Annotated in this window: 10 protein-coding genes; all 10 read right to left on the reverse strand. The window is 51.0% G+C overall.

Annotated features, from left to right (window positions below):
- Positions 1–14 precede the first annotated feature (14 nt).
- The 10 genes from CIK87_RS11290 to CIK87_RS11330 all read right to left on the reverse strand — a co-directional run bounded on the left by CIK87_RS11290 (position 15) and on the right by CIK87_RS11330 (position 12,912).
- Complete coding sequence (locus CIK87_RS11290; protein WP_094387310.1) at positions 15–824, reverse strand: alpha-1,2-fucosyltransferase; 810 nt, start codon at positions 822–824, stop codon at positions 15–17.
- A gap of 19 nt (positions 825–843) precedes the next feature.
- Positions 844–2,904: an LTA synthase family protein gene (locus tag CIK87_RS11295; protein WP_254045972.1), complete on the reverse strand. Its 2,061-nt coding sequence runs from the start codon at positions 2,902–2,904 to the stop codon at positions 844–846.
- A 338-nt stretch (positions 2,905–3,242) separates the two neighbouring features.
- Positions 3,243–3,335, reverse strand: a complete 93-nt coding sequence (locus CIK87_RS14415; protein WP_022310371.1) for a smalltalk protein — start codon at positions 3,333–3,335, stop codon at positions 3,243–3,245.
- A gap of 109 nt (positions 3,336–3,444) precedes the next feature.
- Positions 3,445–3,876, reverse strand: coding sequence for a hypothetical protein (locus CIK87_RS11300; protein ID WP_022310372.1), 432 nt, complete (start codon positions 3,874–3,876; stop codon positions 3,445–3,447).
- Positions 3,877–4,782: 906 nt separating this feature from the next.
- Positions 4,783–5,238 carry an IS200/IS605 family transposase gene (tnpA, locus tag CIK87_RS11305; RefSeq protein WP_022309611.1) on the reverse strand — a complete coding sequence of 152 codons (456 nt, stop codon included), beginning with the start codon at positions 5,236–5,238 and terminating at the stop codon, positions 4,783–4,785.
- Between the two features lie 1,504 nt (positions 5,239–6,742).
- The gene (locus CIK87_RS11310; protein ID WP_094387254.1) at positions 6,743–7,705 is read right to left on the reverse strand and encodes a hypothetical protein; all 963 of its coding nucleotides are present in this window, start codon (positions 7,703–7,705) and stop codon (positions 6,743–6,745) included.
- A 28-nt stretch (positions 7,706–7,733) separates the two neighbouring features.
- Positions 7,734–9,095: a BT_3987 domain-containing protein gene (locus CIK87_RS11315; RefSeq protein ID WP_094387255.1), complete on the reverse strand. Its 1,362-nt coding sequence runs from the start codon at positions 9,093–9,095 to the stop codon at positions 7,734–7,736.
- Between the two features lie 35 nt (positions 9,096–9,130).
- Positions 9,131–10,279, reverse strand: a complete 1,149-nt coding sequence (locus tag CIK87_RS11320) for a DUF1735 and LamG domain-containing protein (protein ID WP_094387256.1) — start codon at positions 10,277–10,279, stop codon at positions 9,131–9,133.
- Positions 10,280–10,285: 6 nt separating this feature from the next.
- Positions 10,286–11,326: a glycoside hydrolase family 18 gene (locus CIK87_RS11325; protein ID WP_094387257.1), complete on the reverse strand. Its 1,041-nt coding sequence runs from the start codon at positions 11,324–11,326 to the stop codon at positions 10,286–10,288.
- Positions 11,327–11,352: 26 nt separating this feature from the next.
- Positions 11,353–12,912 carry a RagB/SusD family nutrient uptake outer membrane protein gene (locus tag CIK87_RS11330; RefSeq protein ID WP_094387258.1) on the reverse strand — a complete coding sequence of 520 codons (1,560 nt, stop codon included), beginning with the start codon at positions 12,910–12,912 and terminating at the stop codon, positions 11,353–11,355.
- Positions 12,913–12,919 lie beyond the last annotated feature (7 nt).

Here is a 12,919-nt window from a genome sequence, read left to right on the forward strand (position 1 = left end):
CCTTCTTCTTGGCCTCAGATGATGTGCCTGAACAGGTTATCAAAGACATCAAACTCCACATCGTCGCCCTCACCCAGCGGAGCCATCATCCAGCACAGCGGGGTGTCGTGATACATCGATGCAGTGAGCGAGAAGGTGCTCGGAGCGCCTATGAGATAGTGGCAACGCGACAGCAGACACAGGTCTTCGCCGGGATTGCCGTCGGGGAACGATACGTCCATACCCTCGAGCTCGCGGCAGAACTTGTCGCGGTCGAGCGTGGGGTCGTTGCCGCAGATGAAGACGCGCACCCTACCCTTCTGCTGTTCGGCAAACCGCTTGATGTAGTTGATATACACGTCATCACCGAAGTAGTAGCGTCCGCCTTGCCAGGTGCGGTAGTCGCCACGGCGTATGTGTACACCCAGCATTACATCGCCCTCACGGGTGTTGGCAAGCAGGTGGTCTACATGATATTCTATGGCGCTGTCAAAGGCAAAGAGCTGCTTGATTTCCCGCTTGTACTTGAGGAAGAGGTCGTAGTATCTCACCTCCCAACCCTCTACCATCAGCCAGTGGCACGAGTCCATCAGGCGTTGGGCTTCGGGATTGTCGCCCACATGGCCAAAGGTGGCCACAGGCAGCAGACCGATTTTGGCAGCTAGCTTAGCCAGCACATATACCACGAAGTTGTGGTAACGGGTGTGGCAGATGTGGAAGTAGGGATACTTGTAGGCAAACCGCATCGACACCGAACGACGCCGATGCTCTCGTGCCCAGGCATATACGTGGCCATACTGCAGGATATTGTTGCACATACGGCCCTTGTCTCTTACAAATAACATTATCTTCTGTTTGATGGGGTTAGGGAGTGAGTCTGTCACCTATCATGCGGTCCATATACGATTGGATGATGGCTTTACACTCGCGCTCCATCTTGTCTTGCACAGCCACATGACCCACCTCGTTGTTACGCATCAGGTAGTCTTCCAGGCGATACATGCCTATCACGCGCTGACCGTCAAACTGCATCACATAGCCATACTTGCAGTACTGGTACACGCCGTTGAGATAGTTGATGGCCCAAGTCTCGTTGGCGGGCGTATGGAAGAGGTCGCAGCCAAATCCCACATAGGGCTCGTCATAACCCAGATACCCCAGGATGGTAGGCATGATGTCTATCTGCTGGGCTATGGCGTCGCGCATACCGGGCTTGATGTCGCCCGAGGGGTCATAGATGATGATGGGCGAGCAGAAACCGCCGATATCCGAAGAGAACTCGGCGTGGTCGCTCAGATTGGTGTGGTCCGAGGTGATTACAAAGATGGTATTCTTGAACCAGGGCTGCTTGCGCGACGTGTCAAAGAAGCGGCGAAGCGCATTGTCGGTATAGCGTATGCACTTGTGTATCACGATGCCTTCCTCGGGATATTTCTCCTTATACTTGTCGGGTATCTGATAGGGGTGATGGCTCGACGCAGTGAAGAGGGCGGTGACAAAGGGCTCGCTGAACTCGCTCATCTTGGTCGAATAATACTGCATGAACGGCTCGTCCCAGATAGCCCAGTAGCCGTCAAAGTCGTTGTCGCCACCGTAGCGCTTGTCTTGGTTGAAATCCTCTCGGCCGAAGTAGCCCTTGAATCCGGTGGCATTGCTGAAACCGTTGAAGCCCATACTTCCGGTGCGGGCGCCATGGAAGAAGGCCGAATAGTAACCCTTCTTGCCCAAATAGCCGGCAAGACCGCTCAGATGGTTGAGCGACTGGGGCGTGAGGATGAAGGGCTTGATAAACATAGGTACGCTTGAGAGTATCGAGGGCATGCCGTCGATGCTCTTGCGACCGTTGCAGTAGGAGTAGCGGAAGGTGGCACTGTGCTGCACCAGCGAGTCTACAAAGGGGGTATAGCCCTTATAACCATCGCCGAGGGCGGTACGCGCCAGCGAACCGATATACTCTCGCCCGAAACTCTCTATGATAATCACCACCACGTTCTTGCGCTTGGCCATACCCTTGTGGTCGGGCAGATGCAGGGGCGAGTAGATGGCGTCGAGCTCTCGCTTGTCACCGTAATAGCCTGGGTCGGTGAAGACAGCCTTGCCATAGGTGCGGATGATGGAGAACGGGGTGTTCAGCACCAGCGCCACCTCGGTGGGACGATAGGTGTACTCGTTGGCATTGCCCAGAGCCACCGGACGTATGTCGCGATGACGCCAGCCGCCGATGGGGGCGGTGATAAGCAGCGCCAGAGTCAGCGCCAGACTTACCCTGCCCACTGTCTTCATGCTCTTGCGCCATGCCACATAGGCGATATAGGCGGTATAGATAGCCAGAATATAGTTGTACCAGTGGTTGAGCAGACCGCCTCTGATACCGCTCACGCAGAGCACGGCGGCAAAGACGAAGGTCACCGTCATCACCAGATAATACCTTATCTTATTGGTCTGCCTCCGGTCTATTCGCGGAGTACTGTACAGCCTCCACAGACCATAGATCATCAGTCCGCCCAGCACCACGAGATACCAGTGGTGCAGCAGTTCGACACCGAGTATCGAGCCGATGTTGTCTTCGCCCTTAAACTCAGCAAACACGCTGGTAGAGGTACGGCGCAGGGTGTAGCGGAAATACACCGAGTCGGCGAGGTTTACGATGATGGCCAGGCCGTTGACCACCACAAACACCCAACGGCATACGCGCTGGTAGACGGCAGTCTCCTTCCAGTGCAGTGGCAGCATGAGCAGCAGGATATACAGGGCGTTGGTGTACATGATACCGGGAGTATCAAAGACCACACCACCCCAGAGCAGGCGGGGCAGATGGCCTTCACTCACACTCTGGGCAAAGTAACTGTAATTCTCCAGGAGATATTCTACACGCGCTATGCTATAGGCGAGATACACCAGGAGGATGTTCAACGATAGGGCCATAAATGGCGCAAATACCGAACGCTCCAAATGGAGTGATTTCAATCGTGACAACATATATTATAATAGGTATAAATGATACAATATGCAAAATTACACCAAAAGGATGTAATTAGCGTCATCATCCCCAACTTTTTTTCTTCCCCTACGGTCTATAGCTATCTACGCTTATCGGTCGTCAGATTTCAGTTCATGTCGGGGTTGGTTTTGTTTGCGACTCATTTCGGTCTGACGACCGATGGGCAGTTTGTTCTGGCGTTCCGCAAAGCCCGGCACCTCTGTGGTTGAGGTGCCGGGGCAGGAGCTGGCTCGCTCTCTATAGGCTGAGCCTTACGCTATCTCTACAGACAAGATGCGACGCCGAGCGTAGTGGCAAGTGCGGTGAGCATCGAGAGGATTATCTGTATAATGGTCTTCCATTTTTCCTGTTTCATAGTGATTGTCCTTTCTTTAGTGATTAGTGGTTAAGTGATGATGTGTGTCTTGACGATGTCCCCACCGCCCTGCCCACTGTCTGGGCAGGGCTCGAGGGGATTACACCTTCTATTTACCGTCGTTTGCAGTGGTCTTAGCGACAGGCTTGTAGTAGGTAGCCTCCATGATGTTGGCCACGCGCATCAACTGTGCCTTGGTGAACTCGCCGGTGGGACGCGCACGCAACTTGAAGGTAGCGATGTTCGTGTGGGCGTCAAACTCCTTGGCAGTGGGAGCGGGCTTGCTCACGATGCCTATCGAGAAGATGGCGAGGTCGTCTATCTTGACCGCCTGCCCTCTGAGGATAAGCTCATGTACGCAGGTAATCATGTCGGTTATCACAGCCCACATAGTACCCTTGGAGTAGGCGGTTCCGTGCTTGGCCATGTGTGCCACAAGCTGGCGGGTGGTGATGATGTCGCTCTTGGCGATACGGGCATACCAGCATCCCTTGAACTGGGAATTGGAGCGGGTGTCCTTATACAATTTGTACTTCAACATAATGATTTGTTTTTGTTAGTTTGACATTGTGTGTTTGTTCTCTTGTTGTCATCGTCTCCGGAACGTTTGACAATGCAAAGGTAGTCACATTCATCGCCGTTACCAAAAAAGCAGACGCCGTAACCCGCAAAATTCTGTTAACAGCCACCGCCATTCGTGCCAACAAAAGTTAAGGCGGTCATCACTGTGACCACCGAGACCTCGCGCGCGTATATATATAATAAGGTGTAGGATGACTCGAAGCCTCTCTGGAGCCCCTCCGAAGCCCCTCTCCAACTCTCCCCAAGGGGAGAGAGCGCCACACAACCGCCTCAAACACAGTAGAAAGGGACTCCCTCCCCTTGGGGAGGGCATGGGGAGGGGCTTCAAGCTGCAGCAACTCTGACGGAGTTGCGTTTCCCCAGCCCAGGGTTGCGGGCGAAGCACGCTACCCTGGGTAAGCACCCCCACTAACCTTGCTACTCTGTAAGAGTTGCGATTAGCCGTAGGCGTTACCCGAAGCAGGATAATGGGTAGGAATGGGGAGGTGATTATTATCAGATTGAGTATAACGCCTTCGGCTAACCGCAACACTTACAGCGTTGCTACCCTTATTATACATATACCCAGGGTAGAGGCGCTGCACGCCTCAACCCTGGGCTATGAAATCGCAACTCCTTCAGAGTTGCCGGGGGTGCGTACCATCCCTCTATGTACTAACTACATATCTCCATTAGCTACGTGCCATATACCGTATACCAATTACATTTTCCCATTGGCCACGTGCCATACACCGTATACTACTCACATAATGCCTTGGCCACGTGCCATATACACCACATAACCTCAAACGAGTGCGGGGATTACCATTTGCTGTCGCCTCATTAACTGATGAAGGCGTTTAATCTACATCGGCATCCGCCAAACCTAATCTTGCAGGACATAGTCGCGGTTGTACTCGATATTGTATTTCTCTAATAGCAGGCGGTATTCATCCTCAAAATTGACCTTCGCATGATGGGCGGCTTGGTTGCTGATATATTTTGTGGCATTGTCAACACCCGATTGGCCTATGGAGAAAACGGCGTAGCCATTCTGCCAAGCGAAATGATTGTAGCTGGAGTGTAGCTTTTTCAGATACATACTACTGCTACGCTTTATCTCCTTAACCATTTGGGATATGGTTACCTCGCGCGACAGCACAAAAAGGGCATGTACGTGGTCACCGGTACCACCCACGATGATGGTGGAACATCCAAGTTTGTTGATGGCTGTGCCAATATAGGCATGCAGATGTTGGGTATCCTCCTCGGATATTCTCGGGCTCGTCGATTTGACATGGAAGACGAGATGGATATATATTTTACTCAGTGATTGTGACATAGATAAAGATGATGATGTGCAAATATAGCCTTTATTTCAATTTGCGCGAAATGATGCGCCGTTTTTTTATAGTAAATCATGATAATTATGATAGCCGTACCGATTTCACCACCAATCCATGTATTTATTGTGAATAGGTATAGTGAAAAAGGGGCATGCCCCAGCAAGCAGAAGCAGCATGGGGAATTATTGTAGGCAGGAAACCGCAAGCAGAAACAACGTGGGGAATTATTGTAGGCAATCCTCAAGCAGCAGCAACTCTGACAGAGTTGCGATTTCACAGCCCAGGGTTGCGGGCGAAGACCGCTACCCTGGGTAAGCGCCCCCACTAACCTTGCTACTCTGTAAGAGTTGCGATTAGCCGTAGGCGTTATTCTCAATCTTATGGTTTTCCAACTACCAGCAGCAGCAACTCTGACAGAGTTGCCAAGGGTGCGCACCATCCACTATGGACTAACCAAACCATCATCGGGCGCATACCATCTGCCACAATCCCCTACCAAGAGCCGCGGAGGGCTTCCTCAAGCAGCAGCAACTCTGACAGAGTTGCGATTTCACAGCCCAGGGTTGCGGGCCAAGCACGCTACCCTGGGTAAGCTCCCCCACTAACCTTGCTACTCTGTAAGAGTTGCGATTAGCCGTAGGCGTTATTCTCAATCTTATGGTTTTCCAACTGCCAAGCAGCAGCAACTCTGACAGAGTTGCCAAGGGTGCGCAACATCCACTATGGACTAACCAAAATCCATCATCGGATGCATACCATCTGCCACAATCCCCCTACCAAGAGCCGCGGAGGCCTCAAGCAGCAGCAACTCTGACAGAGTTGCGATTTCACAGCCCAGGGTTGCGGGCGAAGACCGCTACCCTGGGTAAGCTCCCCCCACTAACTTTGCTACTCTGTAAGAGTTGCGATTAGCCGCAGGCGTTAGTACACAACTGGATTGTATTGCGGGCAAAGTCCTGCCGGAGTAACGCCTGCGGCTAAGCGCAACACTTACAGCGTTGCTACCTTTTTTTATTTGTACCCAGGGTAGAGGCGCTGCGCACCTCAACCCTGGGCTGAGGAAACGCAACTCTGACAGAGTTGCCAAGGGTGCGCACCATCCACTATGGACTAACCAAAACCATCATCGGACGCATATCATACCCCACAATCCCCTACCAAGAGCCGCGGAGGGCTTCCTCAAGCAGCAGCAACTCTGACAGAGTTGCGATTTCACAGCCCAGGGTTGCGGGCCAAGCACGCTACCCTGGGTAAGCGCCCCCACTAACTTTGCTACTCTGTAAGAGTTGCGATTAGCCGCAGGCGTTAGTACACAACTGGAATTGCAGATTACCAGCGGGAGCTGACATTTGAAGGCTGGGATGGCGATTCTCTTTCCCCCATCCCCATAAACAGCGAATGGGTCAGACTTCACAGCCTGACCCACTCAAAACTAAATAAATCTAACTTAATAGAAAATTTGGTTACCCAAATGCAATCTTATATTGTTTAATATTCTACTTAAAGCGCTATGCAGAAGTAACCTGTATTGAGGTAATCATCCTTGACGCAAGAGCAGATACCCCAGACACGAGAACCGTCGTTCTTGATGATTTCAACATCAACATCGAAGCTCTTCTTATAGTTCATATTGTAAACAAAGGTACCAGTACCCTTCTTGCCTACAGTGGCATCACCAGTCCAAGTACAAGTCATATAGTACCAGTTATAGTAATCCCACTTAGCCTGCATCTTGCCATCACCGAGATCTTTCACGGTATAGTCACCCCACTGGTAACCATCCTGTCCATTCCAGTTGACTACATTCTTGGTAATAGCCAGAATAGCAGCCTTTTCATCTTCAGTGAAAGGAATTGTAGTAGTTTCAACCTTCACTTTGATAGTCTTCTGCAGACCCATAAGGTCGGTAACTACGCAAGTTGTCTCACCAGCATTGATACCCTGGAATGTGATAGAAGTCTCTGTCTTGGCTATTACACGAGCGATTGTCTTGTCAGCAACATCAATCTTGTAAGAGCCGTTACCCTCAAGTACGTTAAGAGTAGCCTTGCCATCAGTGTGACCGAGCTTCATGCCGATGAAGAGCTCTTCCTTGTCGAAGTTGAGATTCATGTACATAGATTTCACGATAACACGCTTGTAGTTGCCCTCGGCGTCGGAGATTATGACACCGGTAAGACCCATCTTCTGAGAGTTGAGGGTTACAGTTTTTCCTTCGAGAGTAGCTGTAACCACGTCCTCGTTCTCACAGATTACCTTGTAGTCGCCACCACCTTCGAGGATGTTGAAAGAGGCAGTCTCACCAATACCGACCTTCACAGTATCCATGTCACACTTGAGTTCGGTCTTGGTGGCAGGCTTCTGTTGCTCAGTATTGCCGTTATTGTCATCATCGTCGCAAGACGCCATACCGAAGGTAAGGGCCATTGCCATCATGATGGTATAAATATATTTTGCTTTCATTGTTGTAATAATAAGTTTGTTTTATACATTACCAGTCTTTAGCATAGCTGCCAGTCTGAACGGTCTCCTCTCCATAGAAAGGAATGGTGATGTTGTTGAAACGATATACATAACCATTATTGGGGTTGAGCGAGAAAATCATGGTACCACCGTAACCATCTGTTACAATCTGACGGGCACGGTTCTCAGAGATGATGCTACCACGAGCAAACTCAGAAGAAGCCTGAATCATACCGCTCTTGGGCAGACCGGGGTAATCACTTTCGAGGTCATAATAGCGGCCGTAATCTTGGATAGCCTGAGTTACAAACTCACCAGGCTGCATACCATCAACAGGGCCACAAGAAGAAGTTCCGCTATAAACGTAAGCCTGAATCAGAGCATTAGGCATAGCCTTGCGAACCTCGTAGCAGAGACGAGAGAAGTTGTTGTAAGTAGTGAAGCCAGGATAGTCGCCACGGTTACAGTACTCATCATCGAAGAAAACACCATCGAGTTCATAAGCCTCGAGTTTAGCCTTCAGCTCACGGGCAAACTTGCGGGCGGCCTCGTCACCAAGGCGTGTACAGCAAGCACGGTCGTGGTTACACAGGATACCCAGGATAACCTTTATACCCTTCTGCTGCAGAGGTACGAGATACTTCTGACGGTTGTCGAGCAGATGCTGCACGTTCTCGTTGTTGTAGTTGTACACCTCACCGGTCTCAGCGTTGTAGTTGATGTTACCAGAGAAGAGGATAACCTGGTCGATAACCAGCTTACCAGACTCCTTCAGAGTATAGCAGAGGTTGTGCAGGGGGTTAGCGTCGTTAACCTCCATACAGCTTACGACAATCTGGTTCTTGTTCGCCTTATGACAGTTGGGCATACGGGTGATGTCCTTTACGAGGAAGATAAACTCGCCCTTCTCTACAGAAGCCTCGGCGAGTGAGTTGCCCTTAACAGCCAATGGGATGGCGTAAGTACCGAGGTCCTCAAGAGCGGCGTCGGTCTTGTAGCCTACCTTAACGGCAGAAGACTTGGCCTGGCCGGCAGCTACCACAGCAGTACCCTCGATAGTTACGAGAGCCTCGGGCATTGCCTTGTAGTCGGTACCATTAGCCATGTTATACTTGTTGAGCGCAGCAGCGTCGTAAACTACAGTGAACTCAGCATCCTTGGTCTGAACCTGAGTCAGGTTGACAAAGAACTCAGTAGTACCCTGCTCGTTGAACAGCAGCGAGTCAGCATTGGTCATACCAAACTGGTCAGAGAGGAACACGAGGCTCTTCTGAGAAGGAGCGAAGGGCTCCTCACCAATCTGCTGTACATTGATAGCATCCTCACATGAAGCCATAGCTCCAGCGGCGAGGATAGCCAATGCAAATGTCTTTATTTTATTGATATTCATAATTTTCTTTATTGTTCTTGTTGATTGAATGTGGATTATTTCTCGGGCAGAGATACATTTCTCCAAGAGAGAGCGCCAGCGGCTACGGCGTCGTTGCCATGACCGGTAGCGTCTACTACTCTGTAAGCGCTTGTGTTGTCATCCATCTTCCAGTAACCTACGAGGCCGGGAGTCTGGGGGTCAACATTGTAGATGTGAGAAGCAATCTCTTCCTGAGTACGAACTACGTTCCATACGCGAACCTCAGACATATCACCCTCAAACCAGCGGTTGTCATCGTAAGACTTACCGATAAGGAAGTCACGGTCAGAACCGTTGCCCTGGATGTCGATAGCGGTCATGCTCATAGTGCCTTCACTCTGCAGTCTGCCGTTGATGTAAATCTTGTACTCGCGAGTAGCACAGTCTACAGTGAGGGCTACGTGCTGCCACATCTTGGTCTGCAAACCCTTGTTAGAGTCGGCAGCGGGGAAGTTGCCACGATCGGTAGCAATCTGAATCTGGTTGTCGGGGAAACCGGCATCACCGATACGCATCAGGAAGCGACCCTCAATACCCATTACGGTAGAGATGAGTTTGCCGAACTCGCGGGGATAGAGCAGAGCCTCCATAGTAATCTGGCTCATATTGGCTACCTGGCTCTTGTCGGCCCACTGCACGGTGAGGTAGTTGCGGCTCATGTTGGTAACCACGTTGATGAGGGCACCTGCACGGAATACGAAGTAGTACTTGGAAGCAGAGCTTACAAGGTCGATGTCAGCAGTCTGAACCTCTACGGGGAGTACATAGATGAGCTCACGGTCAAGATTACCCAGATTGGTGAACTCAAATGTAGCATCGGTACTCTTTACACTACCTGCGTCTACAGTCACTTTGTTGTTGACTACATTGTAGTACTCTTCAGGCAGGATTACTGCATTGGCACCATAGCACTTGTTGTAAGTGCTTACCAAAGAGGGAGCTACATTGAAGGTAGCGTTAATGGTCTTTTCGGCGGGACGGGGCATGGTGATGCTGAGTGTCTTAACCACATCACCGGCATCGCCCTTGATGATAGTCTCCGCTCTCATTTCCTGAGAATTGATTGATGCCTTGTTGCCGAAGGTCTCTTCGTCGTTGTCCTGACAAGAAGCCAGAGCAAGCACAGCCAGCATCATCGGAATATATTTGAAAATCTTCTTCATTGCTGTTTAGTTTTTAGCATTAGGATTAATGATAGAAATGGCTGAACGCACATTGGGATAAGTGAACGATGAGTGATAGTAATCATTGCTCATACCCTGGATGGCGATACCGGCAGGAACGAAGCCCTGATACTCGGAAGCTGCCCACTTGGCGGCACCCTTGATGGCAACTTCCTTGCCCCAGTAACCGGTCTTGGTGTCTGTGGGGTCGAGTGAAGGTGCGTTGACAAGGGCTACAAAGCGGTCGGTAGGCACACCCTCTTCGAGGGCTTTCAGAGCCAGGTAAGTAAGGGCAGAGGCTGAAATCTCGCTCTGTGCTGGCAGAATGAGATACTTGGCCTTGTCAAATACCTCCTTGGTGAGGATGTTCTGAGGCTTACCCATCAGGATGAGCTCCTTGTTGGCGTGACGCTCAGCCCAGTCGTTGGCGATACCGATGAATACGTTCTGCTGAGCGATGAACTCTGCCTTCTCGGCTTCGGTCATGAAGGTGGTAATCTTACCGTTGAAGGCCATGATTACACCGTCATAGTTGTACTTCTCTACGAGAGCGAGCTTGGCGCTTACAGTATCAACGAGGTAGCTGTTGAAAGCGGGGAATACCTTTGTGGGGTCTTCGTTTGCAGCGTCAAAGTCCTTCTTCTCTTCGTCATACTGTACCTTGATGTTCTCGTAGTTGATTTCGAATACCACCTTGGTACCCTTCTTCTCGCGTATTTCGTTCATCTCGGCGAGCTCGAAAGCAGCCAGGTTGTCGGGGTTGGTCAGCACGATGTAGTCCAAGCTGTCTGGTACAGAGTGGATGTGCTTGCCCTGAGAGTTGGGAGCCTTGTCGCTATTGTCAAACCATCCCATAGCCACCTTGTGAGGACCCTTCTTGTAGTTTCTCAGGTGGGACAGATAGTCCTGATAAAGGCCGGGGTTCTGGTTGTCTACACCCGGATTGTTGATGTCAATAGACTCTACATCGGTGTCGCAGCTTGCCACGAAGGCTGTTGCGGCGATGCATGCCATTGATAATCTGATATATTTTAAGATACTTTTCATAATTGTCTATATTATCTTTGAATGTTTTACTTTGCCCACCACAGGTCGGTAGCCATATTGTCGGCACCACCGAGGAGACCTACAGCGTTAACATAGTTTTCGGCGTTGTTGAGACGCTCCTCCTGAGGATAAGCCAGACGACGGGCACCACGGGCTGAGTTTACTACGCCAGCACTGTTGTTGACAACAACGGGCATCAGCATAGGATAGCCGGTACGACGATACTCTGCCCAAGCCTCCTGACCGAGGGGGAAGTTGGCAAGCCACTTCTGGGTGATGATGCGCTCGAGGCTCTTCTCGAAGTCACCGTCTTCCCACTTGATGGTAATCTGTGAGGTAGCACCAGAGTAGGTGTTGAGCCCAGCGGGGTCCTTGTAAGAAGCGGGCATGCTGGTGTTGTCAGCCAGATAAGCGTCGGCACCATTGGCACCCCACTGTGCAAATGACAGCTTTACACCCTGCTCGTAGAATTCCTTGGCAGTACCGCCCATGTTCCAGTTGCGCAGAGCACCCTCAGCCTTGAGGAAAGCTACTTCGGCAGCGTTCATCCACATGAGCTTGCTGTCGGTGGCTACGATATAGTTACTGTATGCGTGAGCGATAGAACCGCCAGGGATGGCGATACCGCTACGGATACCAAAGTAGCCGTTGTCAACGAGACCGCCGAAAGTGGTCTTGGTGAACATCTTCTCACGACGGGGATCGTTGTAACCATTCATATAGGTTGTGATATCAGCGCTTACGCGAGAGTCACCACCATTGTATTCGTACATGATAATCTCGAAGGGGTTGGTAGAAACGAGAGTCAACTCGGCGTTGTCGTCGTTAGAGGTCATGGTACCTACCTCGTGGTTTACAGCCTCCTCAGCCATCTGCTGAGCCTTGGCGGGAGCCACCTTAGAGATACGCATAGCCATACGCAGCTTGAGAGAGTTGGCATACTTGATCCACTTGGTCACATTACCACCATACACACGGTCAGCCTTGTCGCTGAAGTCGGCAGTACGGTTCTGGGTCAGCACGTCGATAGCCGCGTTGAGCTGCTCAAACATCAGGTTGTACACCTGCTCCTGAGAGTCATAGGCAGCGGTAATCTGACCGTCCTTACCTACCTGAGAGTAAGGGATAGGACCGTAGCAGTCGGTAACGCGCTGGATACCTGACACCTTGATGATAGAAGCTACGGCGTTGGGGATAGGATCGTCGGTAGCACGGGCTACTTCGCCACAGTAGATGAAGAGCTTGGGGATGACATCCTTGAACATTACACGGCTCCATCCGTTCTCAGGGCTGAACTGACCGAAGTTCTTGCCAGCGAAACCTGCGTTGGAGTCAGCAATGTAACCACCGTAAGAACCACCCATCAGACACTCGGTGAACTGGTTGGTGTTGACATCGGTAGGAATTACCCAGCCTTCGAGGTTCAGCATGGCTGAACGCATAGCATAGGCGTCGCGCTGGGTTTCGTCTTTGGTGACGCCGTTGGGGTTGCGGTTGAAGCTCTCGTAGTCGTTAGTACAGCTGGAGAAGCTCAGGCAGAGACCTGCAGCAACCGCGCTCATTATGATATTTTTAATCTGTCTCATAGTTACT

Source organism: Prevotella sp. P5-64 (assembly GCF_002251285.1).
Lineage (GTDB): Bacteria > Bacteroidota > Bacteroidia > Bacteroidales > Bacteroidaceae > Prevotella.

Excerpts from the sequence above, each read along its gene's own strand:
- CIK87_RS11310 (WP_094387254.1), bottom strand. The coding sequence starts at position 7,705 with ATGAAAGCAAAATATATTTATACCATCATGATGGCAATGGCCCTTACC.
- CIK87_RS14415 (WP_022310371.1), bottom strand. The coding sequence starts at position 3,335 with ATGAAACAGGAAAAATGGAAGACCATTATACAGATAATCCTCTCGATG.
- tnpA (WP_022309611.1), bottom strand. The coding sequence starts at position 5,238 with ATGTCACAATCACTGAGTAAAATATATATCCATCTCGTCTTCCATGTC.
- CIK87_RS11295 (WP_254045972.1), bottom strand. The coding sequence starts at position 2,904 with ATGGCCCTATCGTTGAACATCCTCCTGGTGTATCTCGCCTATAGCATA.
- CIK87_RS11330 (WP_094387258.1), bottom strand. The coding sequence starts at position 12,912 with ATGAGACAGATTAAAAATATCATAATGAGCGCGGTTGCTGCAGGTCTC.
- CIK87_RS11315 (WP_094387255.1), bottom strand. The coding sequence starts at position 9,095 with ATGAATATCAATAAAATAAAGACATTTGCATTGGCTATCCTCGCCGCT.
- CIK87_RS11320 (WP_094387256.1), bottom strand. The coding sequence starts at position 10,279 with ATGAAGAAGATTTTCAAATATATTCCGATGATGCTGGCTGTGCTTGCT.
- CIK87_RS11300 (WP_022310372.1), bottom strand. The coding sequence starts at position 3,876 with ATGTTGAAGTACAAATTGTATAAGGACACCCGCTCCAATTCCCAGTTC.
- CIK87_RS11290 (WP_094387310.1), bottom strand. The coding sequence starts at position 824 with ATGTTATTTGTAAGAGACAAGGGCCGTATGTGCAACAATATCCTGCAG.
- CIK87_RS11325 (WP_094387257.1), bottom strand. The coding sequence starts at position 11,326 with ATGAAAAGTATCTTAAAATATATCAGATTATCAATGGCATGCATCGCC.